At 61.4% G+C, this 25,434-nt stretch carries 25 protein-coding genes and 1 riboswitch; of the genes, 13 read left to right on the top strand and 12 right to left on the bottom strand.

Annotated elements, in window-relative coordinates:
- Positions 1–84 precede the first annotated feature (84 nt).
- The 6 genes from E5E97_RS06510 (at position 85) to E5E97_RS06485 (ending at position 6,429) form a co-directional block, all read left to right on the top strand.
- Positions 85–996 (top strand): ABC transporter substrate-binding protein, encoded by a 912-nt coding sequence (locus tag E5E97_RS06510; protein ID WP_118882033.1) that lies wholly within the window; start codon positions 85–87, stop codon positions 994–996.
- A gap of 228 nt (positions 997–1,224) precedes the next feature.
- A complete protein-coding gene (locus E5E97_RS06505) occupies positions 1,225–3,267 on the top strand; it encodes a TonB-dependent siderophore receptor (RefSeq protein WP_118882034.1) in 2,043 nt (680 codons plus the stop codon).
- Positions 3,268–3,332: 65 nt separating this feature from the next.
- The gene (locus E5E97_RS06500; RefSeq protein WP_162902050.1) at positions 3,333–3,953 is read left to right on the top strand and encodes a PepSY-associated TM helix domain-containing protein; all 621 of its coding nucleotides are present in this window, start codon (positions 3,333–3,335) and stop codon (positions 3,951–3,953) included.
- Between the two features lie 176 nt (positions 3,954–4,129).
- On the top strand, positions 4,130–5,167 hold the full coding sequence (locus E5E97_RS06495; RefSeq protein WP_118882036.1) for an acyltransferase: 1,038 nt from the start codon (positions 4,130–4,132) through the stop codon (positions 5,165–5,167).
- Between the two features lie 129 nt (positions 5,168–5,296).
- Positions 5,297–5,869 (top strand): hypothetical protein, encoded by a 573-nt coding sequence (locus E5E97_RS06490; RefSeq protein ID WP_029301822.1) that lies wholly within the window; start codon positions 5,297–5,299, stop codon positions 5,867–5,869.
- Between the two features lie 125 nt (positions 5,870–5,994).
- A complete protein-coding gene (locus E5E97_RS06485; RefSeq protein WP_118882037.1) occupies positions 5,995–6,429 on the top strand; it encodes an N-acetyltransferase in 435 nt (144 codons plus the stop codon).
- Here the strand turns inward: E5E97_RS06485 and E5E97_RS06480 are convergent.
- Entirely contained in the window at positions 6,426–6,791 is a 366-nt protein-coding gene (locus tag E5E97_RS06480) for a helix-turn-helix domain-containing protein (RefSeq protein ID WP_118882038.1), read from the bottom strand. The two genes, E5E97_RS06485 and E5E97_RS06480, sit on opposite strands and share 4 nt — an antisense overlap.
- 121 nt (positions 6,792–6,912) lie before the next feature.
- Here E5E97_RS06480 and E5E97_RS06475 point away from each other — a divergent pair, with 121 nt between their 5' ends.
- A complete protein-coding gene (locus E5E97_RS06475) occupies positions 6,913–7,218 on the top strand; it encodes a monooxygenase (RefSeq protein WP_118882039.1) in 306 nt (101 codons plus the stop codon).
- Here the strand turns inward: E5E97_RS06475 and E5E97_RS06470 are convergent.
- Together E5E97_RS06470 and E5E97_RS06465 are read right to left on the bottom strand one after the other, a co-directional pair.
- Entirely contained in the window at positions 7,199–7,741 is a 543-nt protein-coding gene (locus E5E97_RS06470) for a GNAT family N-acetyltransferase (protein WP_162902104.1), read from the bottom strand. The genes E5E97_RS06475 and E5E97_RS06470 overlap by 20 nt on opposite strands.
- A 5-nt stretch (positions 7,742–7,746) precedes the next feature.
- On the bottom strand, positions 7,747–8,367 hold the full coding sequence (locus E5E97_RS06465; protein WP_118882041.1) for an outer membrane beta-barrel protein: 621 nt from the start codon (positions 8,365–8,367) through the stop codon (positions 7,747–7,749).
- Between the two features lie 251 nt (positions 8,368–8,618).
- Here E5E97_RS06465 and E5E97_RS06460 point away from each other — a divergent pair, with 251 nt between their 5' ends.
- On the top strand, positions 8,619–9,257 hold the full coding sequence (locus tag E5E97_RS06460; protein WP_043167020.1) for an exopolysaccharide biosynthesis protein: 639 nt from the start codon (positions 8,619–8,621) through the stop codon (positions 9,255–9,257).
- Between the two features lie 63 nt (positions 9,258–9,320).
- Here the strand turns inward: E5E97_RS06460 and E5E97_RS06455 are convergent, their stop codons facing one another.
- Complete coding sequence (locus E5E97_RS06455) at positions 9,321–10,595, bottom strand: amino acid permease (protein ID WP_024945675.1); 1,275 nt, start codon at positions 10,593–10,595, stop codon at positions 9,321–9,323.
- 458 nt (positions 10,596–11,053) lie between these two features.
- Positions 11,054–11,959 carry a sensor domain-containing diguanylate cyclase gene (locus E5E97_RS06450; RefSeq protein ID WP_043125689.1) on the bottom strand — a complete coding sequence of 302 codons (906 nt, stop codon included), beginning with the start codon at positions 11,957–11,959 and terminating at the stop codon, positions 11,054–11,056.
- 334 nt (positions 11,960–12,293) lie between these two features.
- Here E5E97_RS06450 and E5E97_RS06445 point away from each other — a divergent pair, with 334 nt between their 5' ends.
- From E5E97_RS06445 to E5E97_RS06435, 3 genes are all read left to right on the top strand, one after another.
- Positions 12,294–12,611 carry a hypothetical protein gene (locus E5E97_RS06445; protein WP_158198148.1) on the top strand — a complete coding sequence of 106 codons (318 nt, stop codon included), beginning with the start codon at positions 12,294–12,296 and terminating at the stop codon, positions 12,609–12,611.
- 111 nt (positions 12,612–12,722) lie between these two features.
- The gene (locus E5E97_RS06440; protein WP_117405468.1) at positions 12,723–13,136 is read left to right on the top strand and encodes an N-acetyltransferase; all 414 of its coding nucleotides are present in this window, start codon (positions 12,723–12,725) and stop codon (positions 13,134–13,136) included.
- A complete protein-coding gene (locus E5E97_RS06435; RefSeq protein WP_101150858.1) occupies positions 13,133–13,648 on the top strand; it encodes a hypothetical protein in 516 nt (171 codons plus the stop codon). Before E5E97_RS06440 ends, E5E97_RS06435 begins: the two co-directional genes overlap by 4 nt.
- Before the next feature lie 33 nt (positions 13,649–13,681).
- Here E5E97_RS06435 and E5E97_RS06430 read toward each other — a convergent pair whose 3' ends face one another.
- On the bottom strand, positions 13,682–14,263 hold the full coding sequence (locus E5E97_RS06430; RefSeq protein ID WP_171280006.1) for a penicillin-binding protein activator LpoB: 582 nt from the start codon (positions 14,261–14,263) through the stop codon (positions 13,682–13,684).
- A gap of 337 nt (positions 14,264–14,600) precedes the next feature.
- Here E5E97_RS06430 and E5E97_RS06425 point away from each other — a divergent pair, with 337 nt between their 5' ends.
- The gene (locus E5E97_RS06425; protein WP_171280005.1) at positions 14,601–15,143 is read left to right on the top strand and encodes a GNAT family N-acetyltransferase; all 543 of its coding nucleotides are present in this window, start codon (positions 14,601–14,603) and stop codon (positions 15,141–15,143) included.
- 236 nt (positions 15,144–15,379) lie between these two features.
- Positions 15,380–17,539 (top strand): AAA family ATPase, encoded by a 2,160-nt coding sequence (locus E5E97_RS06420; RefSeq protein ID WP_171280004.1) that lies wholly within the window; start codon positions 15,380–15,382, stop codon positions 17,537–17,539.
- Between the two features lie 741 nt (positions 17,540–18,280).
- Here E5E97_RS06420 and thiH read toward each other — a convergent pair.
- The 6 genes from thiH to thiC all read right to left on the bottom strand — a co-directional run bounded on the left by thiH (position 18,281) and on the right by thiC (position 24,972).
- Entirely contained in the window at positions 18,281–19,549 is a 1,269-nt protein-coding gene (thiH, locus tag E5E97_RS06415; protein ID WP_171280003.1) for a 2-iminoacetate synthase ThiH, read from the bottom strand.
- The gene (locus E5E97_RS06410) at positions 19,546–20,313 is read right to left on the bottom strand and encodes a thiazole synthase (RefSeq protein WP_171280002.1); all 768 of its coding nucleotides are present in this window, start codon (positions 20,311–20,313) and stop codon (positions 19,546–19,548) included. Before E5E97_RS06410 ends, thiH begins: the two co-directional genes overlap by 4 nt.
- An 85-nt stretch (positions 20,314–20,398) precedes the next feature.
- Complete coding sequence (gene thiS, locus E5E97_RS06405; protein WP_171280001.1) at positions 20,399–20,605, bottom strand: sulfur carrier protein ThiS; 207 nt, start codon at positions 20,603–20,605, stop codon at positions 20,399–20,401.
- Complete coding sequence (locus E5E97_RS06400; protein WP_171280000.1) at positions 20,602–21,378, bottom strand: HesA/MoeB/ThiF family protein; 777 nt, start codon at positions 21,376–21,378, stop codon at positions 20,602–20,604. The genes thiS and E5E97_RS06400 overlap by 4 nt, the downstream gene beginning before the upstream one ends.
- The gene (gene thiE, locus E5E97_RS06395) at positions 21,368–22,984 is read right to left on the bottom strand and encodes a thiamine phosphate synthase (protein WP_171279999.1); all 1,617 of its coding nucleotides are present in this window, start codon (positions 22,982–22,984) and stop codon (positions 21,368–21,370) included. The genes E5E97_RS06400 and thiE overlap by 11 nt, the downstream gene beginning before the upstream one ends.
- Complete coding sequence (thiC, locus tag E5E97_RS06390; RefSeq protein ID WP_301270964.1) at positions 22,981–24,972, bottom strand: phosphomethylpyrimidine synthase ThiC; 1,992 nt, start codon at positions 24,970–24,972, stop codon at positions 22,981–22,983. Before thiC ends, thiE begins: the two co-directional genes overlap by 4 nt.
- Positions 24,973–25,249: 277 nt before the next feature.
- A riboswitch (TPP riboswitch) is annotated at positions 25,250–25,363 on the bottom strand.
- Between the last annotated feature and the right edge of the window lie 71 nt (positions 25,364–25,434).

Here is a 25,434-nt window from a genome sequence, read left to right as displayed (position 1 = left end):
TGCCGGCGCGCTCTTTTGCATCCGCGTCGACGTGCACTGCTCCCCATGATCTAGGCTCAACAGAACCACGACGAGGAGATCATCATGCCGCTACGCCTGCTCATCTGCTGCTGTCTGCTCTGCGCCCTGCCCGTCCAGGCGCTGACCATCGCCATGGTGCTGTGGCGCGGCGAGACCGATGCCGAACGCGGCTTTCGCGACGAGCTGAACCGGCTCGGTCATCACCCCACCTTCGTCACCTTCAACGCCAATCAGGACAGAACCGCGCTGGCCACCCTGCTGCGCCAGCAACTGCTGCCCGCCCTCGCCGACTACGACTACATCTACTGCTTCGGCACCACCGCCACGGCCATGGTCAAGAGCCTGGTGGGCAACCGCAAACCGTTGATTTTCAGCATAGTATCCGACCCCGTCGGGGCCGGCTTCCTGTCCGACGACAAGACGGAAAACCAGATGGTGGCCGGCACCAGCAACATGGTGCCGATGGCGCTGCAACTCGCCAACGCCCGCCGCTATCTGCCCGCCGACAAGGGGCTGTTGCTGCCGTTCAACCCGCGCGAGCAGAACACCCTGCTGACCGGCGAGCTGCTGCTGCGCGAAGCCCGTCGCTACCAGTGGGAGCTCACCACCTGGCGCATCGCGCCGGACAAGCGGCGGCTGGCCAGCGAACTCAAGCGGCTGCAGCACGACGCCAAAGAGAGCATCGTGTTTCTCGCCGCCGACAGCTACCTGCTCTCCATCGCCCCCGAACTGCTGGCCGCCCTCAACGAGGCGGGCATCCCCACCATCTGCAGCGCCGAGCTCTATGTCGAGCACGGCTGCACCGTCGGCACCATCAGCAGCTATCGGGCCCTCGGCCAGATGGCGGCCAACATCATCCATCGCAACCTGCAGGGCACCCCGCTGCAGGATATCCCGCTGCAGACAGACCCGGCGCCGCGGCTGGTACTGGGCAAGCAGCTGGCCGAGATCGCCCCCTCCGCCGCCGACCACTGAGCCCCTCATCCCCCTTGTTCCCTCCTCCCGTCACCTTGCCGACAGGGCGCCCTGCCGGCGCTGGCGAGCCATCCGATACCCAGGCCCATCGCCAAAACATGTTTCTATTGCACAGCTAATGAAAATCAATATCATTAGCATCCTCCCAAATGGGAGAAAACAAAATAATTACAAATAAATCAACAAGTTCAGACCATCAGGTCGCTTCTTCAAGAGTCAACACGCAACATGCACACACCTCACCACCCGCGCACTCTGCTGAGTGTCGCCCTGCTGGCCCTGAGCGCCGGCGCACACGCCGAAGACGAGAGCATGACAGTGGTCGGCAAACGCAGCCAACATGAAGAGGTCGCCACCGCGACCCGCACCAACACCCCGGCCAAGCTGGTGCCGCAGGCCATCGACAGCGTCAAGGCGAGCGAGCTGACCGCCTTCGGCCAGCCCACCCTGAGTGAGGCGCTGACCGGCATCCCCGGCGTCAACGCCAGCGGTGACACCCGCTTCGACGGGGTCAACATCCGCGGCTTCAGCGCCAGCAACGACTTCTATCTGGACGGTTTTCGCGACGACATGCAGTACACCCGCGACCTTGGCAACACCGAGCGGGTCGAAGTGCTCAAGGGGCCGGCGGCAGTGCTCTACGGCCGTGGCAGCACCGGCGGCATCGTCAACCGGGTCAGCAAGAAACCACAGAAGGGGCTGGAGTCCAGCGTCAGCGCTCAGGTCGGCAGCTTCGACAGCCGCCGGCTGGCCGCCGACCTCAACGGCGAAGCGGGTGAGCAGGTGCAGGTGCGCCTCAATCTGGCTCAGGAAGACAAGGACAGCTTTCGCAACGGCGTGACCAGCAAGCGCACCCTGCTGGCCCCCTCCGTCAACTGGGAGATCAACGACAAGCTGAACTGGTTGCTGCAGTACGAGCGCAACGAGCACGACCGCACCCCGGATCGCGGCATCCCCGGCGTCAACGGCCGGCCGGCCGACGTGCCGAAGGAGTATGTCTACAGCGATACCCGCCGCGACTTCATCGACGATGTGGCCCAGTCCACCCGTTCGCGCCTTACCTGGGACATCAACGATCAGTGGCAACTGCGCCAGCAGCTGGGCTACACCAGCCTCGACAGCCAGTTCGACAACACCTATGTCACCAGCGTGAAGGGAGATCAGGTGACCCGCTCCCGCTGGCAGCAGGATCTCAAGGCCAACAGCCTGATCAGCAACACCGAGGCCGAAGGCCAGCTGCAGACCGGCCCCGTCGAGCACCGTCTGCTGGTGGGCTTCGAGCAGAACTGGCAGGAGCGCACCCCCAAGCTCTACCAGAACGCCACCGCGATCCCGGCCGGCAACCTCTATGATCCGGGCTCTCTGCCCACCTACGACGGCGCCATGAAGCTCTCCAGCGATGCCAACCACAAGGTGCGTGGCTACGGCCTCTATGTGCAGGATCAGCTCAGTCTGGGTGACTGGCACCTGCTGGCGGGTCTGCGCCGCGACGACTTCACCGTCACCAGCCGCCGCAACGACCTCAACAAGGAGGAGACCGTCTCGGTTACCAGCCTGAGCCCGCGTCTGGGCCTGGTGTGGAACCCGATCGAGGAGCACGCCTTCTACGCCTCCTACAGCAAGACCTTCACCCCGGTGGGCGGGGAGCTTATCGGCATCACCCCGGGCGACAAGAACAACAACCTGGATCCCCAGCACACCCGGCTGTACGAGGGCGGCGTGAAGAGCGACTGGCTGGATGGCCGGCTGGCGACCACTCTCTCCCTCTACCGGCTGGAGATGTACAACAAGCGCAGCAAGGATCCGCTGGATCCCACCAAGGTGATCCTCACCGGTCTGCAGCGCACCGAGGGGATCGAGCTGAGCGCCCGCGCCCAGCTGACCGACGAGGTCTACCTGCGCGGCGGCATCGCCATCCAGGATGCCGAGCAGGTCAAGGCGGACGCCGATCTGCAAGGCAAGCGGCCGATGAACGTCTCCCGCCAGAACGGCGAGCTGTTCGCCGGCTATCAGAGCGGCAAGCAGGGCTGGTTCGGCGAGACCGGGGTGACCGCGGTGGGCGATCGCTTCGCCGACAACGCCAACACCACCACCCTGCCCGGTTACGCCCGCTTCGATGCCCGTGCCGGCTACCGCTGGCAGCAGTGGGAAACCCAGCTGAGCGTGGAGAACCTGACCGATCACGACTACTTCGTCAGCGCCACCAGCGCCTCCCAGATCATGCCGGGCACACCCCGTCAGCTACATCTGAGCGCCGCCTACCGCTTCTGATCCCCGCCTTTTCCCGATCCCTCTGGCCAGCTTCCGCTGGCCAGATTTTTATGAAGCACCGAGCGATGAAACGCAGAAAACTCCCCCTGCACAACAACAAGTGGGTGCGCCGCATCCACGCCTGGGCCGGCTTTGCCACCCTCACCCTGATGCTGCTCTACGGCCTCACCGGCCTCTGGCTGCAACACAGGGCCGTGCTGCCGCTGCCCGGCCCCCACACCGAAAAATCCAGCGAAGAGATAGTGCTGAGCGCGCCGCTGAGCAGCCCGGATGAGCTGAAAAGCCTGCTGCAACAACGCTATGCAGCAGGGTTCGAGGAGGGGCGCGTCCAGCTCACCCCGCCCCAGACCCTGCCCACCCCCGACGGCCCGCTCACCCTGCCGGCCCGCTGGGAGATGCGCGGCGTCACCCTCAGCCAGAGCGTGGCTGCCAGCTATGTGGCGGGCACATTGCTGGTGCGCACCGAACTGCAGCAGGCCAACTTCGCCGCCAGCCTCAACCGGCTGCACCGTGGCATGGGCACCGGCCTGCCGTGGCAGCTGGTGGGGGATCTGGCGGCGCTGGCCATGCTGCTGCTGGCCCTCACCAGCCTGCTGATGTGGAACAAGCTGCACGGCCCGGCCGCGCGCGGCATCGCCCTGCTGCTGCTGGGCGCCCTGGTCACCGTGCTGGTGGCCCAGCTCTAGCGCGTTTACCGACGGCAAAACGGGATCTGTCTCTCGGCGGCGGTAACCTTGCCCGCACCTCGGGTAACAAAGGGTAACCGGCCGCCGATGGGGGTCACAGTTGCCGGCCTGACGGCTGGATGAGGATCGCCTGCGGCTGCTAGGGTGCGCCCTCAACCCAAGCGGCAAGAGGCAGCATGCGCATCTCCAGCATCGAATGCGGACGGGTAGTGGCCATCATGGCGGTGATGGCCATTCACCTCTCCCCCTTCAGCAACCCCTTCGACCCCACCCTGTGGGACGGCACCCTCTACTTCTGGCTTGGGGGCGTCATCAACCAGCTCTGCCGCTTCGCGGTGCCGCTGTTCTTCCTCTGCGCCGGCTACTTTCTGCAACCCGCCCTCGCCGCAGGTCACCCCCTGACGGTGGCGCTGCGCTACTGCCGCCCCCTGCTGGGACTCTGGCTGGCGTGGAGCCTGCTCTACGTGCTGATCCCCTTCAACCCGCTCGCGGCGGTGAGCGAGGGCTACCTGCCGGCCATGGCGAGCCAGTGGCAGATGCAGCTGGGGGATCCGCTCAACACCTGGTGGGTGGGCGGCATGATCCACCTCTGGTTCCTGCCCGCCCTGATGCTGGCGGTGCTGATCCTGGCGCTCTGCCAGCAGGCCCGCCTGCCCCGGCTGGCCCTGCTGCTGGGCGTTCTGCTCTACGGGCTGGCCCTGCTCGGCGGCTCCTATGGCCCGCCGCTGCTGGGGGGTGAGTGGGCCCTGCTGACTCGCAACGGCCCCTTCTTCTCGCTGCTGTTCGTGGCCCTTGGCGCCGAGCTGAGCCTGCGCGCCTGGCAGCCGGATGCCAGGCACTGCGCCCTGCTGATGGCGGCGGGGATGGGGCTCTACGCCCTGGAGGCCGCGGGCCTGCTGCGCTTGGCCGCCGTGCCCCTCAACCGCCACGACTTCCTGCTGGGTTCGCTCCCCTGGGCGCTGGGGCTGTTCGGCCTGCTGCTGGCCAACCCGGGCTGGGGCCGGGGCAGCTGGCTCGAACGCCAGGCCCCCAAGGTGCTGGGCCTCTACTGCCTGCACATGATGCTGGTGGTGTGGCTGATGATCTTCGGCCCGCAGGGCAAGCAGGTGTGGTGGGAGCTGCTGAAGGTGCCGGCGCTGCTGGCGCTCTCCCTGCTCGGCTACCGGTTGCTGGCGCTGGGGGCAGCCAGTCGCTGGCTGCTGCGGGCCCGCTGAGGGGAACAGGGGATGGGAGGGAGGCCGATCCCTCCCCACTCAAGGCTGAATGGTGGGTTCAATTTTTATTCATCGTAGATAGATAAACTCCGGGACTCCTTAAACGCGACACCCAGGAGTCACGACCGTATGAAGTTGCTCACCAAGATGCTGTTCACCAAGCAATCCGGCCTTGTCCTCGTTCTGCTCGCCGCCAGCGGCTCCCTCAGCGCCGCCCAGATCGCCAACAACAACATCACCGAAGCCGAGATCAAGGCCGCGCAGGATGCCTGGGGCAAGGCCCTGATCCAGATCAGCGACGACTACCGCAGCGGCGGTATCGACAAGGCCAGAGCCACCGCCACCGCAGTGCTCGACGGCGCCTACGGCTACCACCATGGCCCCGTGCTGTTCAAACCGACCCTGGCCGGCGGCGAACAGACCTTCCGCATCAATCAGGAAGGGGCGCTGGCCTACTTCGTCGGCAACAATCAGGCCTATCCCGCCGACACCGGCTTCGCCCTCAAGAACTGGCAGAGCTACAACTACGACAACGCCGCCGTCTACATCAACGGCGACATGGCCCTCACCATGGGCAAGGTGCACCTGACCGACCGAGACAACAAGCAGACCACGGTCGACAAGACCTGGGGCTTCAAGAAGGGGGACGACGGCAAGGTGCGCATCGTGCTGCACCACTCCTCCCTCCCCTACGCCGGCTAACGGCAACAGGTGACCTGCGGGTCGCCTGTTTTGTTATGGGGGTAGCAGTTTGGCTACCCGCCGGGTGACGACGGGGCCTGTGCTGTTACCATGCCTCCCTTGTGATGATTCCAGACGAGACACCCATGCAGATCCGCCCCTTCACTCCGGCCGACACCGAGGCCGTCCTCGCCATCTGGCTGGAGGCCTCCCTGCAGGCCCACCACTTCATCGAGCCCGCCTACTGGCACGCCAACCTGGCGCCAATGCGGGAGATCTATCTGCCCGCCGCCGACAGCCAGCTGCTCTGCCTGGGTGAGCTGGTGCTGGGCTTCTACTCCCTGCATGAGGGTACTCTGGCCGCCCTTTTCGTGGCCCCCGCGCGGCAGGGGCAAGGGCTGGGCAAGGCCCTGCTCGAGCACGCCAAACGGCAGTTGCCGACCCTGCGGCTGCAGGTCTATCAGCAGAACCGGACCGCGTGCGACTTCTATCGCTCACAAGGGTTTCAGGTGGCGGCCGAGGGCGTGGATCCTCACACCGGCTGCGCCGAGTGGCTGATGGTCTGGCCGGCGCGGGATTAACTGGGCTCGCCTAGATGGGGCTCCTCGCGGGCCGCCCCCGCTTCGCTCTGCGCCAGCAGAGAGCCGTGGCTCAGCGCAAAGTCGTGCATCTGCTGGAGCAGGGGGAGCAGGGCGAGGCCGAGCGGGCTCAGGCTGTACTCCACCCGGGGCGGCACGTCGGGGTAGAGGGTGTGGATGACGACGCCGTCGCTCTCCAGCTCCTTGAGCTGGGCGGTGAGCACCTTCTGGCTCACCTCGGGCAGGCTGCGGCGCAGGTCGCCAAAGCGCAGAGTCTGCACGCGCAGATGAAACAGGATGGCCGGTTTCCATTTGCCGGCCAGCAGGCGCAGCACCCGGTAGGCAGGACAGGGCAGTGAGGGCAAGGGATGGCTCGCGAGTGGTTACTTTGCGGTAACTATGCCACGAAAATGTGCCTTCTTGCAGCCAAGATGCCGGCTTCCTATGATGCGGGCTTAGTCATTCAACGCCCACAAGAGGTTCACCATGCCCAGCCTGCTGCAGATCCATTTCAACTTCCCCGCCGAGCTGATGGGACCGGCCCTCAGCGCCGCGGCCATGCCGCTGGCCGAGTCCATCACCCGGGAGCCGGGCTTCATCTCCAAGATCTGGACCGAAAACCCGCGCACCGGCGAGGCGGGTGGCATCTATCTGTTCGAGGATGAGATGAGCGCCCTCGCCTACGCCACCATGCACGAGCAGCGGGTGCTCGCCATGGGCGCCAGCGCGGTGCAGTTCAAGCTGTTCGACGTCAACGAGCCGCTCAGCCGCCTCACCCGTGGTCTGGTGTGACCCCCTCAAGCGACAAGCAGTAGCAGGTAGTCTGCTGCCAGACAAAGCCCAGCCGCCGAAACAGCCGCTGGCTGGGCAGATTGTCCGGCTCGATATCCGCCACTAGGGTGGCGATGCCGAGCTGGCGGGCATAGGCGATCAGGGCGGTCAGCGCCTCTGCCATCCATCCCTCTCCCCAGTGGCTGCGAGCCAGCATGCAGCCCACCTCTGCCTGGCGCAGACCGGCCTCATTCGCAAAGCTGTGCAGGCCGCAGGTGCCGATCAGGCGGCCGCTGTCGCGCGCCACCAGCCCCCACTCCAGCGATTCGCCGGCAGCCTGCAACCGCGCGACGCTCGCCAGCATCTGCGCCACTGTGGCGAGGGAGGGAAACGGTGGCTCGCCGACGAAACGCATGACCAGGGGATCCCCGTAGATGGCGAACAGATCGGCACTGTCCCCGGCATCCAATGCCCGCAGCAGCAGCCGCGGGGTCGACAGCGAGGGCAGTGTACGAGGCAGGGGCAGCAAGTCGCTGCGGTGCAAGGGGCTCAAAACCGCAGGGTCAGGCCGATATTGGCCTGCCACTGGGTCACCAGCTCGCCGCGCACCTTGAACACGCACTGGTCCGGGTTGCAGAGAAACTGGCTGTTGTCGTTGACCAGCGAGCCATAACCGCGCACCTCGGCCCGCAGCGCCAGATGCTCGGTCAGGCGCGGCTGCACCCCGAGCGCCAGCGACATGGAGGGGGCGACGTCGCTGTCGTAGGCGGCAAAGCGGGTCGCGCCGATCCCGGCGCCGATGTAGGGAGCCATCAGGTTATCCGACAGGGTGAGCGCCCCGGCGAAGTGGAGGGTGTCCACCGTCAACCGCTCCGGCTGATCGGGGGAGAGGCGGGTGGACTGGTGGCTGTAGAGCAGCTCTATCATGCCGGGGTCATCCACCTCCTTGCTGATGAACAGGCCCCAGCTGCCGGAACGCTCCCCCTGCAAGGATTCCAGCCGGGTGGAAACAGGCGTCGGTTTGGGGTCGTCATTGGCCTCGAAGTCGATGGCCGAGCTGTAGCCGAAGAACGGCGTCACCTGCCAGCCGAGGGCGGCCTCCCCCTCGGCGCACCAGGCCTGCCCCAGCGGCAACAACAGCCCCATCATCATGATCCCTGCTCGTTTCATCACGGCTCCTCCGTGCGCTGCATCAGTGCCCGTCAAGCATATCAGAGCCCACTGGCCCCCATCCTAAACCCGGCCTGTATCAAGCGATTTTCAGCGGGGCGATCACACTCTGTCGCCACCACTGGTGGCCTGCCGAACAGACGGCACATCCGCGCCTGCGGTTATTCATCCCGGATTAACCTGTGCCACGTATGCTGGCGCGCAATCGGCTCATGGTGAGCCGGTTCAACTCACCAGAAGGACATCAGGGAATGGTTGCCGCGCAACTCAACGACCCCCAGAACAAGCTCTCCGATACCCTGCGGGCCACCGCCCACGCCATCGAGGATAGCCATATCAGCCTGCGCCAGATGCTGGCCCTGGTCGGCGAACAGGGCATGCTGCTGTTTTGCGTGCTGCTCACCGTGCCCTTCCTGCTGCCGGTCTCCATCCCCGGCGTCAGCACCCCGTTTGGCCTGCTGATCCTGTTCATCGGCATCGGCATCACCCTCAACCGGGTGCCCTGGCTGCCCGCTATCCTGATGGAGCGCCGCTTCGCCGCCGAGCAGCTCAAGCCGACCCTGCACAAGGGGGCGGATCTGCTGGCCCGCATCGATCGCTTCATCCGCCCGCGCCTGCTGCTGTTGACCGGCAGCAGTACCATCAACCGCTGCAACGGCCTGCTGATCATGCTGGCGGCCCTGCTGCTGATGCTGCCGCTCGGAGCCATCCCCTTCACCAACGCCATGCCGGCCTGGGCCATCCTGCTGCTGGCCATCGGCATGCTGCAGCGCGACGGCCTGTTCGTCGCCAGCGGCTACCTGCTGGTGAGCGCCACCCTGGTCTGGTTCAGCGCCCTGGCCATCGGCCTGCTGATGGCCGGCCAGAGCGTCTCCACCCTGCTCGGCTAACGGCAACACCAAGAAAAAGGGCGACCCATGGGTCGCCCTTTTTGACTTGTGCGGGATCCGCCGTCACAGCAGATCGTAGATAAGGGCCGAGATGGCCAGCAGCCCGATCACCAGCACGAAGAGGGTACTCGCCCCGCGATAACGCTTGAGGGCGGGCAGACGATAGATGGAACAGGCTGGCAGCAAGAACAGGATCACCGCGATGAGCGGCCCGCTCACCTTCTCGATGATCTCCAGCACGTTCGGGTTCAAGTAGGTAATCACCCCGGTCACCACGAACAGGATGACCGACGAGACCCGTGCGATGGTCGCTTCACGCAGCGACAGCCCCAGCCCCTGACAGGCACCGTTCACCATGCTCACCGTCCCCTCGCTCACCCCCATGGAGGTGCCGAGGAAGGATTTGGACATGGCCAGAATGGCGATGAGCGGCCCCACGTAGGCGATCAGCGGATTGGAGAACTTGTTCGCCAGCGCCGACAGCACCGAAATATTGTCGATGCGGGCCTGCGCCATCTCGGCCTGACTCAGGCTCATCACGCAGCTCACCACGAAGAACAGCACGCTGCCGCAAATCAGCAGGCTGCTGCACTTGATGATCCGCTTGGCGCGCTGGTCGGCGCTCGCCTGACAGCGCTTCTTCTGCGCCGCACTGAAGGAGGAGATGATGGGCGCGTGGCTGAAGGAGAACACCATCACCGGCACGATCAGCCAGAGGGATTTCCAGAACGCCGGGTCACGCCAGTCCACCCCCTGACTCTCGCTGAAGTAGGAGAGGCTCCACTGGGGCAGCAGATAGATGGAGAGACCGATGAGGAAGGCAACCATGGGCAGGGCCAGCACGCTGATGGCCGACACCACGATCTGCTTGCCTGCCAGCAGCACCAGATGCAGCCCCAGCATCACCCCCAGCACCAGCAGGCCGCGCGGGATCTCTGCATTGCCCAGCTGATGCACCACAAAGCTCTGGATCGCGTTGGTGATGGAGATGCTGTAGACCAGAATGATGGGGTAGAAGGCCATCAGGTAGACCAGCATCAGCAGCTTGCCCGCCCGCGCACCGAAGTGCTCCTCCACCACGTGGGTAATATCCCCTTCCCGGTGGGAGCTGGATAATACAAAACGACTCAATGCCCGATGGGAATAATAAGAAAGCGGAAATGCCATCAATAATATAAATAGCAAAATAACCGGCGAATTACTGCCAACGGTAATTGGGAGAAACAGTGTACCGGCACCGACCGCCGTGGCATATAAGCCCATGGTCCATACCGAATCACTTTTCTCCCATTTCAACTTTGATGCGGGATTACTCTTTTCAGCAATAGCAACACTCATTGCGATATACACCTTATTAATCTGTCATCTTTTATTTTATTGGCCCGTGTAATTAGGCTGGTGATATGCAGCGGCATATCGACCGGATCGTAGAAAAAACAAGCCCGCCTGCGATCAACATGATCACCAAGAGGAAACGGGGATGCCACGCTACCATCGTTGAAATCGCCATAAAGGTCAAGGTTAATAATTCATGACTGTTTGAATCGGATTGTTTCAAAAGGAAATAAGATGTGTCATTTCGGCCTCAAGATAATCAATTCAGCTCCGTCTGGTAACATAACGACAAAACCTCGATGAGTTGTTCAACAACTTGAATAAGGCCAGAGAGTGGCCCGTTAATATTAACAGCATCAGCCTATAAATATCAGTTAATTATGCAGCGAACAGTACCCGCAGCACCCGATATATCGGTGCCGGGCTGGCCGCCATATATAAGAGGGTTGCCGACCCCGGTTTCACCCCTGATCGCCGGTTGCCACCGGGCAGTGGGCGACCCGGTTGCGCCCCGCCCGCTTGGCCCGATAGAGCCACTCGTCGGCGCGAGCCAGCGCCTGATTGATCTCCTCCCCCGGCCGCACCAGGGTGGTGCCCAGGCTGACGGTAAAGGCCGCCGGATCTGCCGGCAGCGCCGCCACGGCCGCCCGGATCCGCTCCGCCAGCGCCAGCAGATCCGGCTCGCTCATGCCGGGCAGCAGGATCAGAAACTCCTCGCCACCGCTGCGCACGAACAGATCGTCCGCCCGCAGCTGGGCGGCCACGCAAGCGCAGAAGCGCTGCAGCGCCCGGTCACCCTGCTGATGGCCGAAGCGATCGTTGATCTGCTTGAAGTGATCGATGTCCAGCATCACCAGCGCGCAGGGGGCCTCCCCCGCCCGCCGCTGCCGGCAGTGCTCGAAGAAATAGCGGCGGTTGTAGAGGCCGGTCAGCTGGTCGGTTTCGCTCTGCAGCTTGAGCCGCTGCTGCAGCTCGTACTGGCGGGTGATGTTGCGGGTCACCCAGGCCACCGCCCGCTTGCCATCGTAGCGGGAGGGCAGCGGCGCAATCTTGCCCTCGAAGTGCTGCATCCCCTGCGGCCCGACCGAGGCGTCGATCCCCTCCACCTCCACCGCCGCCAGTTCGTACTCCACCACCTGCACCTGGCCCGAATCCAGCGCCAGGGTCACCTGCTCCATCACCCAGCGGGTCATGGCGGCGGGCAGCACATCGGCCAGCCGCTTGCCCGTCAGCGGGTTGCCATCCTGGTAGGATTGCTGCTCCACCCCGCCGATGTATTCGATGTAGTAGCCATCCTCGCTCAGGATGAAGACGGGGTCGGGCAGCTGGGCCATCACTTCATATAGTTGCTTGACCGAAAGAGCCATGCGGTTTCCTTGGATCCGGGGGACGAGAGGCGCACACCGGGCTGGCGCCTGCCCCAATTATCGTGCCGGGAATGGCGCCGAGCCAGCGAGGGATCCCGCCATTCATGGATGCGCATCAAGCAATGCGGGAAAATAGCGCTTGCCCCGCCCCTCGTCGCTCAAAAGAGCAGCGGCGCCCGGATATGCACCCTGCCTCACAGAGCGCCGCTGCGCCCGTTGTTTGCGACGCCCGCATCCATTAGGCTGACCTTCCTGAGTCTGCCACTGACGGCCGACTCACCGACCATCAGCCCCCGGCCAGACAGGCGCCGGCCCCCGGAAAAGGATCGTCCAGATGAAGAGAGCCATAGTGAAAGCCCGCTTCGATGCCATCAGCATCGAGGGAGAACAGCTGACCGTGAAGATTGCCATCCGCGCCCCCGAGCCGGACCCCAAGTCCGCCGGCGGTGACTGGCGCTGCAAGGTGAAGCTGGACGGCCTTGGCAACAAGACCTTCATCTATGGCGTCGATGCCCTGCAGGCCCTCAGCCTCGCCCTCAAGTTCGTGGAGAGCGAGCTGCGCGCCTTCACCGATGCGGGCTGGCACTTCTACCTGCCCGGCAGCCCCGATCACCCGGTCGACATGGCCGCCTGCTACTTCCCGCAGCTGTGACGCGGGTTGCCCGCCCAGCAGGCTGATAGCCATTGAGGTCGGGCAATCACTTGACCACATTGAGTCTGAACGGTTATGGATAGAGGCCCTTTACCCGGCTCTGGAGAGACCATGCACCTGACCCCACCCCAACCCCCTGCCGAGCAGGATGTCGACGCGCTGCGCATCGGCCTGTCGGGCTACAACATCAGCCAGGCCGGCACCCACCTGCGCGAGCACATCGCCAGTTTTATCAAGGATGAAGCGGGCAAGGTGCACGGCGGCATCACCGCCGACCTCAAGTGGGGTTGGCTGCACGTGGACTGGCTCTGGATTGATGAGCGCATCCGCCAGGATGGCTGGGGCGGCCGCCTGCTCGCCACCATGGAGCAGTACGCCCGAAGCAAGGGCATCAGCAACTTTCATCTGGAAACCACCAGCTTCCAGGCACTGCCCTTCTACCAGAAGCAGGGTTATCAGGTCTTTGGCGAGCTGCCGGACATGCCGCCCGGGCATACCACCTATTTTCTGAAAAAGCAGGTATGAGGCCGCTGTCGCCACTCACCACCGATCGCAAGGGCAAGGCCAAACCCACGCTTCTCAGCTCGGCCTTGGGTGCACTGTGTCTGTTGCTGACCACAAGCCAGAGCGCCATGGCCCTGTCGTTGCACGATCTGGATCCAGCATTTGCGCGTTGTGAGGCAAGCAAGGCCCGCCACAAACCCGCGTTGCCTCCCAAAGAGGATCGCTTCTGGTCGCTGGAAAAAGAACAGCAGGTGACGGTGCTTGTTTACCTGCATGAGAAGAGCATGGAACGCTGCACCGCCGCAGAGGTAGAGGCCCTGGCGATCAAGGCATTCCATCAGGCAGTCGCCGGAGACCGCGCCTTGCTCGATGCCCTGATCAAGGCAAGATCCACGACGCTCACGCCGGCTCAGCAGGCACAGTTACAGCAAGTTGGACAGACAGAGCTGGACAGGCTGGCCAAGCTGACTGGCTTTGCACACCCTTTCTCGCTGCTCGATTATCTCAACCTGCTGGCCCCGCCCAAAGCGTGAAGGGCTGACAAACCTGTCAGCCCTTCGGCATCCTCAGTGGCTGGCGGAGCGACTGCCGCTCCACAGCAGCTCGCCGCTGCGCAGCTCCATCAGGGTCATCGACAGCCGATAGCGGCTGCCCTCGGCCACCAGATCTCCGTACAGCATGTAGCCGGCGCCAGTCTGGCGACCGAGCCGCACCAGAGAGGCCGGGTTCATCCTGCCCTGCTGATACTCCAGCTGGCCGGTGATGGCCGCCACCTGACCCGGGTCGACAAAGCGAAAACCGCTCTTGCTCTGGATCCGCTTGCTCATGGCTGCCGCCATGGCGCGGGTGTCCACCGGCTCACCGGTGCCGTTCTGGGGCGGAGTGAGCAGCAGCACCGGCTGGCCGGCTTGCGCCAGCTCCCGCACCTCGGGAGCCTGCACAAAGGCATCGGCCATGGCCAGCGCCAGAGCGGTCGGCGCCACCGGCTTGGGCAGCGGCGCCCCGGCATCCGGCTTGGTCACCGGCTTGTCCGGCTGGCTTACTGGCTGGTCCGGTTCACTGACAGGAGCCTGAGTGCCACCGTAGGGATTGACCGCACAACCGCCCAGCAACAGGGCCCCCACCATCAACAAGGAACGCAGCTTCATCTTTTCTCTCCGCCAGAAGTCCGTGAACGGGCATCAACCACCGCCCGCATGGCGGAGCCCCTGCCCCGCATCTTCCTTATGCTAGAGACAAACCCCGGCGGGGTCGATGCGCCCACCACCACAGGGCGACAGAGACTGGCGAAGCGGAGGGCACAAAAGGGTGGCCAGGCTCCACCCGATCCCGTTAGGGTAGGTTTGCTCAAGGTTCAACAGGATCGTGTTGCCCCCCATCTCCCAAGGTGGCCAGCTGCTTTGCTCTGGACGACACCAGATGTGAAAAGCCACCAAACCGCCCCTCGGGAGGGCGCCGTTACTCTCTGACAACGCAGGACAGCCAATGACATTCCAGCCCCTTGTCAACGCCACACTCGTTATTCGCCCCTTCGAACCGGGCGATGCCGACGAGTTTGTCCGCGCAGCCCACGAATCCATCGAAACGGTCGGCAGCTGGATGAGCTGGTGCACTCCCTCGTTCAACCGGGAGCAGGCGCTGGCCTGGTTTGCTGCCTGCGATCAGGATCGCGCGGCGGTACGCGCCTTTGACCTGGGCCTCTTCTGCGCCGCCACCGGCCAGCTCTTGGGTGGCGCAGGTATCAACCAGCTGTCGCCCCATCATCGCTACGGCAATATCGGTTACTGGGTACGGCAATCCCGCCAAGGCTGCGGCATCGCCCGACAGGCGGTCGCCCTGCTCCGTGACTTTGGCTTTCAGCAGTTGGGCCTATTTCGGCTGGAGATCGTGATGGGGGTCGACAACACCGCCAGCGAAGCCGTTGCCATCGCCGCCGGGGCCACCTTTGAGTGTTTGGCAAGAAATCGCATCTTTCTTCATGGGCAGCCTATGGATGCACTTATTTATTCTCTTGTTCCAACAGGCTGATTTCTATTGCAGGGTGGATTTTCTAGGCTTATCTGTCACAGGTGGATGATGGTCATGGCAACCTCCCCCTTCAACTCCATGCTTTAGTCAAACATATTAATTAAGTGCTCTAACATCTTCGAAGTCATAGATACGTCACATTTCAACATATCTGCACTTCATATGAGACTTGCACAACAGTAAACTGATAAGTGTATTTATATCTTTAGTTTGAACAACTTAATTTTGGTATAAAAATGATCAGATCAATTACACTCCAAAATATTACCTCATATCATCCTACAACACCCACAACAATAACACTGAGTAAACAAAGAACAATCTTCTTTGGGCAGAATGGTAGTGGAAAAAGTACCATAGGTCGCCTAATAAGTGCCCATGCAAAAGGAGAGCAGCTTAGCCAACAATCCAATGTCCAAAGCGATGAAAAGACAAGATATTATGTCTATAACAGCGACTTCATTAGAGAATCATTTTATGAATCAGCCTCCCAACCGGGTGTATTTACAGTTGGAAAGGATGATTCAAATGCTCAAGCAACTATAGAGGAGCTAGAAAAACAGAGGGAACTAAAATCTGCTCAAATCAGTAAAGCTGAAATCCAAAGAAATGAAATTAGGCAGTCAAGAGATGACATTCTAAAAAAACATCAAGATTCCGTTTATTCACATAAAAAGCATTACCAACATGATGCCTTATCATACTGTCTAAAAGGAAGAGCTCAAAAAGCCTCGTTCTTTAGTGCAGCCGAATCAGGCCGTAAAATTAATGAACTCACACTAGATGAGTTAATAAAAGAAAAAGAAAAAATCGATGCTTTCTCAGTTGAAATTCCAATTAAACCTGATTTTATAACTATTCATAAAACAGATGTCAATATCAATACTCTACTTGGTTCTCCTCTCGTAAATACATCAACCTCTTATTTATCATCACTTATAGAGAAATTGAATAGCCAACATTGGGTTCGAGATGGGCGTAAGTATATTGAACATACGAATGTCTGCCCATTCTGTCAGAAGACACCTACAAGTGAATTTAAAGAGCAACTTGAACAAGTTTTCGACACCCATTATGAAGATGCAATATCTAGCCTTGAAAAATATAAAGAAGAATATGAAGTGTATATTAACTCTATCAAGGAGTACTTAAATAGTGACAAATTAGCTTACATTGAAAGCAACCAAGAATACCAGAGTGCTCGGAAAGCATTCATTGACGCCATAGAGAAAAACAATGATATGGTTGTGCATAAAATAAAACACCCCATAGAAGTCATAACTCTAATTGACCAAGAGCAATTGGCTGGAAAAATAAATGCCATTATTGATATGGCCAGGCAAGAGATTGATGCATTTAGTTCACAGTTAGCACAGAAAAAAGTCACTGAGTCCAATATAGAAAAACAATTTTGGGGATTGATAAATGAAGCTCTGAGTAGTGTCTTTTCTGATTATAAAAAAGAATTAAAAGTAAATGACTCTGAAATAGAAAAGAATCATAACATTGTTGTAAAACTAAAAAGTGAACTTGCAGCTATAGATAAAGATATTAGAGATCTTGCTGGAAGTATTGTTGGCATCGATTCTGCCTTAGACGCGATCAATAATAGACTCAAATCTATAGGTTTAGATAGATTTGAATTAGTTAAACATCATGATGGAACATATTTCATTCATAGGGGCGGTGAAACAGACGCGGTATATCATACTCTTAGTGAAGGTGAAAAAACATTAATCACACTTGTCTATTTCATTGAGTTAGTTAAAGGTGACATAAACAAGGACGATTGCACTACTCCAAAAAATGAAAAAACTATTGTTATTGATGATCCCATATCCAGCCTATCATCAAATTATATATATGATGTTGCCACAATGATTCACAAGGATATATTTGAAGAAAGCTATGGTCAATCTATTGTCTTGACTCATAATTTATTTTTTTACCATGAGCTACTAAAACAATCGGAATCTAATAAATTCGAAAAATTGTATGACCTCTATCGGGTTAAGAAAGATGAATACAGTAACATACATTCTCTCGGAAAGGATGAAATTAAAAATGACTATGAACTCTATTGGCTTGCCATTAGAGACTTCAAAGAAACTGGGAATTGGTCTCCACTTATTCCAAATGCAATGAGAAACATACTTGAACATTATTTTGCATTTGTACACAAGAATGACAAATTACATAAGGTAATTACAGCATTAGAGCAAACAGATCATCAATTCAAAGTTCTTTATAGATACTTAAATCGTTCTTCTCACTCTGATGCGATCAATATAACAGATATCAGTGTCGGTGATTATCAACGCTTCCTAGACATTTTCAAAAACATATTTGAAAAAACAGGAGATGAAGAACACTATCAGAAAATGATCAGTGCATAACAGCACGGAGAGAAATAATGAAGATGTTGCCGCCTTGGTATACCTCACTTACCGATTGGGCAGGGAGCGATAGTGTTTGCACACATCTTCCCAGCGACCAAAACGAAAGCGTTGGTAGCGCCGTACAGGAACACATTTGTGTTTCATGGCAGCCTCCTCGTCCGAAAACGACAGTGTTGGACACTGACATCCCTCACAGGGCCTCTGCGAGCTTGCATGCGGCTAAGCAAGAGAAGTGGAAGGCGGCAACGGCAGATAGGAGACAACAAACAGTGTTATTTGTCAATTAATACAGAAACATACATCTCATTTCCACAGTAAGGATTGAATCGCTAGCAGCTCCCATAATGGCAAGAGTGGCATCTGACTCGAGCAAAGAGGTGGACATGACCTTGGTTCCCCCTCTTATTCGCTGAGGCGATCCCGCTTGTCCAGGCCGCGAAACAGGATGTCGAGCGAGCGGCGCCGGGCCATGGATGGCCCGTCGGCGCGTGCCGTCGGACAGGCGGGTGAGCCGAAGGAACCCGACGTAAGTCGGGCGAATAAGCGGGGGTGGCCTTTCTTTTGGTGACTTTTCTTTGGCCACGCAAAGAAAAGTTACTCGCCCAAGCCCGAAGGGCGGGCGAAACCCCTTCGAGGCCAACGGCCTCGCATCCTGCACGGCGAAGCCGTGCCTGCTTGCCACAGGCACGGAGTCTGGCTGGACGCCCAGATGCCACCGGCCAAGGGGCGTGGCCGCCCCTATCGGCCCAAGAAGGGTTCCCAGTCCTTGAACACCGGCTGCAACCCCGCCTGCCGCACAGCGGCGGCCACTTCCCCCACCGGGCGATCGTCGTGGATGGCGAACTGCTCCAGCTCCTCTGCATCCCCTTCCGCATACCCACCCGGCTGGGTGCGCGACTCGGCCGACATCTGGGTGATGCCAAGGCGCACCGCACCGTTGCGAAAGGTGGCGGACTCGCGGGTAGAGAGCGACAAGTCCAGCGTGGGCGAGAAGAGGCGCCAGGCGCAGATAAGCTGGGCCAGCTGGCGATCCGACATGACCACTTCAGGTTCCAGCCCACCGGTGCAGGGACGCAGGCGCGGGAAGGAGAGTGAGTAGCGGCTCTGCCAGTGGTGGCGCTCAAGCCAGCTCAGATGCTCGGCGACAAAGTAGCTGTCGGCACGCCAGTCCGAGGAGAGACCGATAAGCGCCCCCAGACCTATCTTGTCGATACCGGCGCGGCCGAGCCGATCCGGCGTGGTGAGGCGCCATGCGATATCCCGCTTGTTGCCGCGCAGGTGGTGGCGGGCGTAGGTGGGGGCATGGTAGGTCTCCTGATAGACCATGACGGCGTCGAGGCCGAGGCTCTTCAGCTCGGCATATTCGGCCTGCGAGAGGGGCTGCACCTCCATCCCCACCGTGCTGAAGTGGCGACGGATGATGGGCATCACCTCGCGAAAATAGGCGAGCCCCACCTTGTGCTCGTGCTCGCCGGTCACCAGCAGCACGCTGTCAAAACCGCGCGCCTTGATGGCCAGACACTCGCGCTCAATCTCCTCTGCATTCAAGGTCTTGCGCTTGAGGCGGTTGCTCATGGAGAAGCCACAGTAGGTGCAGTCGTTGGCGCACAGGTTCGACAGATAGAGCGGTACATAGAAGCCGATGGTGTTGCCAAAACGCTGGCGGGTCAGCCGCTCGGCCTCGGCCGCCATCTGCGGCAAATAGACCTCGGCGGCTGGCGAGATCAGCGCCATAAAATCGGCCAGAGTGCGGCGCGGGGCACTCAGGGCGCGTGCCACATCGGCGGCGGTCTTGGCACGGATCTGCATGCCGATATCGTCCCAATCAAGCTCCTGCCAGCGATTGGCAAAATCCAACCCCCTCCCGGCCTCCCCCTTGGGAGGGGGAGGAGTGCAAGGCTCGCCCCCTTCAAGCACCGAATCTGCCTCTGCCCTCACCCCCAGCCCCTCTCCCAAAAGGAGAGGGGAGGAAGAATCTCCCCCAGTGATAGCAAATCCCTGACTCATAACACCCCCAGAAAATCGGTGAGCGGGCTGGAGGCCTGCGCCTGCAGGGCGCGGGCGCCGAGGCCCGCCTCATAGGCGCTGCGACCGGCGCTGCAGGCGAGCGCAAAGGCGCGGCCCATGGCGACCGGGTCGCCGCTCACCGCGATGGCGGTGTTGACCAGCACGGCATCGGCCCCCAGCTCAAAGGCGGCGGCGGCGTGGCTTGGGGCACCGATCCCCGCATCCACCACCACAGGCACATTGGCCTGCTCGACGATGATGGAGAGAAACTCCCGGGTTACCAGCCCCTGATTGGAACCGATGGGTGCGCCGAGCGGCATCACGGCGGCGCAGCCCACCTCTTCCAGCCGCTTGCAGAGCACGGGGTCGGCGCCGCAGTAGGGCAGCACCACAAAGCCCTCTTTCACCAGCTGCTCGGCGGCTTTCAGCGTCTCGATGGGATCGGGCAAGAGGTAACGAGGATCGGGGTGGATCTCCAGCTTCAGCCAGTTCGTCCCCAGCGCCTCGCGGGCGAGGTGGGCGGCAAACACCGCCTCGGCGGCAGTCTTGGCACCGGAGGTGTTGGGCAAGAGCTTGACCCCGAGTTGCAGCAAGGGGCTCAGGATATCGTCGTGGGCCTTGCCCGGTTCGAGCCGCTTGATGGCCATGGTGACCAGCCGGGAGCCGCTCGCCTCGATGGCGGCGGCCATCAGATCCGGGCGGGCAAACTTGCCGGTGCCGGTAAAGAGACGCGATGAGAAGGTGTGATCGGCAATTTTGAGCATGTCAGCCTCCGGCCACTGCGATAAGAAGAGATGAGGCCCCGCCGCAAGGCAGGGCGCTCGAAGATGGGACTGCGAGCATCATGGATCAGCCTCCCGCTATGGCGGTAAAGAGGTGGAGTTCGTCTCCGTCATTGAGACGGGTCTCGGCCCAGCGACCACGGGGCAGCACGGCGCCGTTAAGAGCCACCGCCACCCCTTGGGGGTTGACCCCTTGCGCAGCCAGCAGGTCGGCCACGCTCTGCCCAACCGCCAGCGGCTGGGCTCTATCGTTGAGTCGAATGGCGAGGGTCATGGGGTGATCTCCTTATCGTGTGTCGGGCATCGGCGCTGCCCGCAAACCGGGCAATCGGGGTCGGGGGCCAAGGTGAGGGTCTGCCACTGATGGGTCAAAGCATCGAAACGGCGCAGGGTGCCAGCAACCGGGCTTGGCAGGCCGAGCAGCAGTTTCAGTGCCTCCAGCGCCTGCAAAGAGCCCATCACCCCCACCAGCGGGCCGATGACGCCGCTGGTCTCGCAGCTCTCCTTGATCTTGGTATCCAGCGGATAGAGGCAGGCGTAGCAGGCGTGATCCGCACCTGTGCGCGCCATCAGCTGCCCCTGCCAACCCACCGCCGCGGCAGAGATCCAGGGCTTGCCCTGAGCCACGCAGGCGGCGTTGATGGCTTGCCGGGTGGCGAGGTTGTCGCAGCAGTCGATCACCAGATCTACCTCGGCCACAAACTCCGGCAGGCTGGCGGCATCGAGCCGCTGGTTGATGGCGATCAGCTCCACCAGCGGGTTGTGGGCCGCCAAGCGCTCGCGGGCCAGCTCCGCCTTGGAGTGGTTGACCGCATCAACATCGAACAAGATCTGGCGCGGCAGATTGCTTGAATCGACCGTATCGCCATCGGCTAGCCACAAGGTGCCCACCCCGGCCCCGGCCAGATAGAGGGCCAGCGGCGAGCCAAGCCCGCCGAGGCCGACGATCAGCACAGACTTATCTTTCAGTCGCGCCTGCCCCGCCTCCCCCACTTCCGCCAGCATCAGCTGGCGGCCGTATCGCAAATACTCAGCATCAGAGAGCATGAACTGCCTCCTGCATGTCGGTCATAAGCTGCGCCGAGCGCGGCTCATCCCCCGCCCCCACGGCCGCGAGCAGCCGTTCGGTCGCCCCCTGCCAGTCGTCGCTGGCCGTGATGGCCGAGACCAGCGCGATACTGCCGACCCCGCTTGCCTTGACCGCCGCCACCCGCTCCTCGCTGATGCCGCCGATGGCCACCGTCGGCCACTCCGCCATCAGGGCGCGGTAGCGATGCAGCCGCACCAGCCCCTGGGGGCGCGAAGGCATCGCCTTGGTGTTGGTCGGGAAGATATGCCCCAGCGCGATATAGGATGGGGCCAGCTCTCGCGCCCGCATCAACTCGAAGTAGCCGTGGGTGGAGATGCCAAGGCGCAGCCCGGCCGCCTGAATGGCAGCGAGATCGGCGGTCTCCATATCCTCCTGTCCCAGATGCACGCCCCAGGCGCCCGCCTCGATGGCCTGCTGCCAGTAGTCGTTGATAAAGAGTCGCGCCCCATGGCGGCGACCAAGCTCAACCGCATCACGAATGGCCGGTGCCACCTGAGCGGCGGGCAGATTCTTGATCCGCAGCTGGATGGTCTTGACCCCCTGCCCCAGCAGGCGACGCAGCCACTTGACCGAATCGACCACCGGATAGAGGCCGAGGTTGTGTTCGGTTGCGGCAAAGGGACCCTGCGGCAGGCGGGCACTGCTTGTCTCATACAATCCGAAGCGGCGATCGAGTGTTGAACCCGCCAGCACGGCGCGAGGGAAGTGGGCAAGATCGGCGGGCCAGCCGAGATGGGCGATGGGGCCCGGGCCTGCGCCCACTCCCTGCGCCGCCGCCAACCCCTGTTGCAGGTAGGCACGAGCGAGGGTGATGGCATCCTCTACCGGATAATCCTGCGCAACCACGGCGGCGATGGCGCTGGCGTAACAGCAGCCGGTGCCGTGACCGTGGCGGGTATCGAGGCGCGGCGCCGCCAACCAGAATTCACGCTGCTCATCCTGGTAGTAGTCGAGGCAGAGATCGCCGCTCCACTCCAGATGGCCGCCCTTGACCAGCACGGCGCGGGCGCCGAGTTCGCGCAGGCGGCGGGCGGCGAGGCGCACCAGTTCGGGGCTGCTGACCGGCAAGCCGGTCAGGGCTTCCAGCTCGGGGCCGTTGGGGGTGATCAAGGAGAGGCGCGGCAACAGCTGCTCGCGCACCGCCTCCAGCATATTGGGCTCCGCCATCGGGGTGCCGGTGCTGGCGATGGCCACCGGGTCGTAGACCACGAAGGGAGCCTCGATGGCAGCCAGTCGGCGGGCCAGCACCTCAACGTGAAGCCGGGTCGGCAGCAGGCCGATCTTGATGGCGGCAGGCGGCAGATCGACACCGAGGGCGTCGATCTGGGCGGTGAAGGTCTGCATCAGCACAGGGTCAACCATCTTCACCGCCACCGAGTTCTGGGCGGTAATGGCGGAGATGACGGAGCAGCCGTGCACACCGAGGTCGTGCAATGTGTGCAAGTCGGCCTGAATGCCGGCGCCGCCGCCGGAATCTGAACCCGCTATGGTCCAGACCACAGGGCGAGAGTCCGTCACGGGCGACAGGTCGGCGGGGCTGACAGCCCCGCTTGCGCTGCTCACGCCTCCTCCCCTGCAGCCTGTTTCAGCGCCGCCGCCTGATGGTAAATCTCGCCGCCGGTCTCCTTGAAGGTCTCTGCCATGCGAGCCATGCCGCTCTCCACCTGAGCCACCACCTGCTCCTGCTGGCCATCCATGCCGACCAGCTTGATCTCCACGGCCTCCAGCTTGGCGGCGTAGTCACGCACGTCCTGGGTGATCTTCATGGAGCAGAACTTGGGGCCGCACATGGAGCAGAAGTGGGCCACCTTGCCGGACTCCTGCGGCAGGGTCTCGTCGTGGTAGGCGCGGGCGGTGTCGGGATCCAGCGCCAGGTTGAATTGATCCTCCCAGCGGAACTCGAAGCGCGCCTTGGACATGGCGTTGTCGCGGATCTGGGCGCCCGGGTGCCCCTTGGCCAGATCGGCGGCGTGGGCGGCGATCTTGTAGGTGATGAGCCCCTGCTTCACGTCCTCCTTGTTGGGCAGGCCCAGATGCTCCTTGGGGGTCACGTAGCAGAGCATGGCGCAGCCGTACCAGCCGATCATGGCGGCACCGATACCGGAGGTGAAGTGATCGTAACCCGGCGCGATATCGGTGGTGAGCGGGCCCAGCGTATAGAACGGGGCCTCGTGGCAGTGCTCCAGCTGCTCGGTCATGTTGCGCTCGATCATGTGCATCGGCACGTGACCCGGCCCCTCGATCATCACCTGCACGTCGTACTCCCACGCGATTTGGGTCAGCTCGCCCAGGGTGCGCAGCTCGGCGAACTGGGCCTCGTCGTTGGCGTCATAGACGGAGCCCGGACGCAGACCGTCGCCCAGCGACAGGGCCACGTCATAGGCGGCGCAGATCTCGCAGATCTCGCGAAAGTGCTGGTAGAGGAAGTTTTCCTTGTGGTGCGACAGGCACCACTTGGCCATGATGCTGCCGCCGCGCGACACGATGCCGGTGAGGCGCTTGGCGGTCATCGGCACGAAGCGCAGCAAGACACCGGCGTGGATGGTGAAGTAGTCCACCCCCTGCTCGGCCTGCTCCAGCAGGGTGTCGCGGAACAGCTCCCAGGTGAGGTCTTCGGCGATGCCGTTGGTCTTCTCCAGCGCCTGATAGATGGGCACGGTACCGATGGGCACCGGGCTGTTGCGCAGGATCCACTCGCGGGTCTCGTGGATGTAGCGGCCGGTGGAGAGATCCATCACGGTGTCGGCGCCCCAGCGAGTCGACCAGACCAGCTTCTCCACCTCCTCCTCGATGCTGGAAGTGACCGCCGAGTTGCCGATGTTGGCGTTGATCTTCACCAGAAAATTGCGGCCGATGATCATCGGCTCCGCTTCCGGGTGGTTGATGTTGCTGGGGATGATGGCGCGACCGGCGGCCACCTCATCGCGCACAAATTCGGGGGTGATGTTCTGGGGCAAACGGGCACCGAAATCGCGGCCCGGATGCTGGGTGCGCAACAGTTCAGAGCGCACCCGCTCGCGCCCCATGTTCTCGCGAATGGCGATAAATTCCATCTCGGGAGTGACGATGCCGGCACGGGCGTAATGGAGCTGGGTGACTCGACGGCCCGGCTTGGCGCGGCGCGGTTTCGGCAGATGCTCGAAGCGCAGGTGATCCAGCCCCTCGTCGGCCAGACGCTCCTGAGTGAAGGTAGAGCTGAGCCCCGGCAGTTCGTCGGTGTCATCGCGCTCCAGCACCCAGTTCTCCCGCAGGCGCGGCAGGCCACGGCGCACGTCGATGGCGACCCCCTCCTCCCCGTAACGGCCCGAGGTGTCGTAGACCGGCACCGGCTCGTTGGGCTCGAATTGGGGATTTTCTTTGGTGCCGCCGACGAAGGTGTCGGCCAGCTGGATCTCCCGCAGGGGTACCCGGATATCGGCGCGGGAGCCTTCGATAAAGATGCGGCGGGAGTTGGGGTGAGCCATCCCCTTGAGGTTGTCGATAAAAGTCTGAGCGCTGGAGCGCTGCTCGCGGCGGCTGGATTTGGCGGTATCAGAAACATTGGTAGACATAGCAAAACTCACATTAACTGGTTGAAGTTATGGGTGTTTGCTTGTCTGGAGTTCGAGGAGAAGATGAACTTGCGGCGGGGTGTGCTGGGGGGAATGAGTCGGGCATGGATCTTCCCTGCTCTGCCATCCCGGTGTTTCCCTAGTCTGGAAACCCGGCGCCCTATGAACAACCGGACGGGACAGCCTCCCCCTCTGTGCGCCTGAACCATCGCCGGCGGTGCCCTTGATGGCTGGGGCTCTGCTCCTGCTGAGCGAGGGTTTGCCCCGGCGCGGTAACCCGCAAGTTACCCTTGTTTCCCTTCGCAGGTCTTAACCTGATCAGGTTCCACGGATCCCGAATTAACGGTCTCAGCTTAGCGTCGTTCGACGGTCAGCACTCCGACAAGATGGCGCCAGTATATACGGCCTGTTTATTTACTCAACCATGAATTTTTCACTACAATGGGACAATTCATTAACACA

Origin of the sequence: Aeromonas sp. 2692-1 (genome assembly GCF_013085505.1) — a bacterium.
In the GTDB taxonomy this organism is placed as follows: domain Bacteria; phylum Pseudomonadota; class Gammaproteobacteria; order Enterobacterales; family Aeromonadaceae; genus Aeromonas; species Aeromonas hydrophila.
The sequence above is the reverse complement of the archived record's forward strand: the minus strand, read 5'-3'. Positions and strand labels throughout refer to the sequence as shown.

What these genes read in the sequence shown, in the direction of transcription:
- E5E97_RS06510 (WP_118882033.1), top strand. Translation starts at nt 85, where the DNA reads ATGCCGCTACGCCTGCTCATCTGCTGCTGTCTGCTCTGCGCCCTGCCC.
- E5E97_RS06505 (WP_118882034.1), top strand. Translation starts at nt 1,225, where the DNA reads ATGCACACACCTCACCACCCGCGCACTCTGCTGAGTGTCGCCCTGCTG.
- E5E97_RS06500 (WP_162902050.1), top strand. Translation starts at nt 3,333, where the DNA reads ATGAAACGCAGAAAACTCCCCCTGCACAACAACAAGTGGGTGCGCCGC.
- E5E97_RS06495 (WP_118882036.1), top strand. Translation starts at nt 4,130, where the DNA reads ATGCGCATCTCCAGCATCGAATGCGGACGGGTAGTGGCCATCATGGCG.
- E5E97_RS06490 (WP_029301822.1), top strand. Translation starts at nt 5,297, where the DNA reads ATGAAGTTGCTCACCAAGATGCTGTTCACCAAGCAATCCGGCCTTGTC.
- E5E97_RS06485 (WP_118882037.1), top strand. Translation starts at nt 5,995, where the DNA reads ATGCAGATCCGCCCCTTCACTCCGGCCGACACCGAGGCCGTCCTCGCC.
- E5E97_RS06475 (WP_118882039.1), top strand. Translation starts at nt 6,913, where the DNA reads ATGCCCAGCCTGCTGCAGATCCATTTCAACTTCCCCGCCGAGCTGATG.
- E5E97_RS06465 (WP_118882041.1), bottom strand. Translation starts at nt 8,367, where the DNA reads ATGAAACGAGCAGGGATCATGATGATGGGGCTGTTGTTGCCGCTGGGG.
- E5E97_RS06460 (WP_043167020.1), top strand. Translation starts at nt 8,619, where the DNA reads ATGGTTGCCGCGCAACTCAACGACCCCCAGAACAAGCTCTCCGATACC.
- E5E97_RS06455 (WP_024945675.1), bottom strand. Translation starts at nt 10,595, where the DNA reads ATGAGTGTTGCTATTGCTGAAAAGAGTAATCCCGCATCAAAGTTGAAA.
- E5E97_RS06450 (WP_043125689.1), bottom strand. Translation starts at nt 11,959, where the DNA reads ATGGCTCTTTCGGTCAAGCAACTATATGAAGTGATGGCCCAGCTGCCC.
- E5E97_RS06445 (WP_158198148.1), top strand. Translation starts at nt 12,294, where the DNA reads ATGAAGAGAGCCATAGTGAAAGCCCGCTTCGATGCCATCAGCATCGAG.
- E5E97_RS06440 (WP_117405468.1), top strand. Translation starts at nt 12,723, where the DNA reads ATGCACCTGACCCCACCCCAACCCCCTGCCGAGCAGGATGTCGACGCG.
- E5E97_RS06435 (WP_101150858.1), top strand. Translation starts at nt 13,133, where the DNA reads ATGAGGCCGCTGTCGCCACTCACCACCGATCGCAAGGGCAAGGCCAAA.
- E5E97_RS06430 (WP_171280006.1), bottom strand. Translation starts at nt 14,263, where the DNA reads ATGAAGCTGCGTTCCTTGTTGATGGTGGGGGCCCTGTTGCTGGGCGGT.
- E5E97_RS06425 (WP_171280005.1), top strand. Translation starts at nt 14,601, where the DNA reads ATGACATTCCAGCCCCTTGTCAACGCCACACTCGTTATTCGCCCCTTC.
- E5E97_RS06420 (WP_171280004.1), top strand. Translation starts at nt 15,380, where the DNA reads ATGATCAGATCAATTACACTCCAAAATATTACCTCATATCATCCTACA.
- thiH (WP_171280003.1), bottom strand. Translation starts at nt 19,549, where the DNA reads ATGAGTCAGGGATTTGCTATCACTGGGGGAGATTCTTCCTCCCCTCTC.
- E5E97_RS06410 (WP_171280002.1), bottom strand. Translation starts at nt 20,313, where the DNA reads ATGCTCAAAATTGCCGATCACACCTTCTCATCGCGTCTCTTTACCGGC.
- thiS (WP_171280001.1), bottom strand. Translation starts at nt 20,605, where the DNA reads ATGACCCTCGCCATTCGACTCAACGATAGAGCCCAGCCGCTGGCGGTT.
- E5E97_RS06400 (WP_171280000.1), bottom strand. Translation starts at nt 21,378, where the DNA reads ATGCTCTCTGATGCTGAGTATTTGCGATACGGCCGCCAGCTGATGCTG.
- thiC (WP_301270964.1), bottom strand. Translation starts at nt 24,972, where the DNA reads ATGTCTACCAATGTTTCTGATACCGCCAAATCCAGCCGCCGCGAGCAG.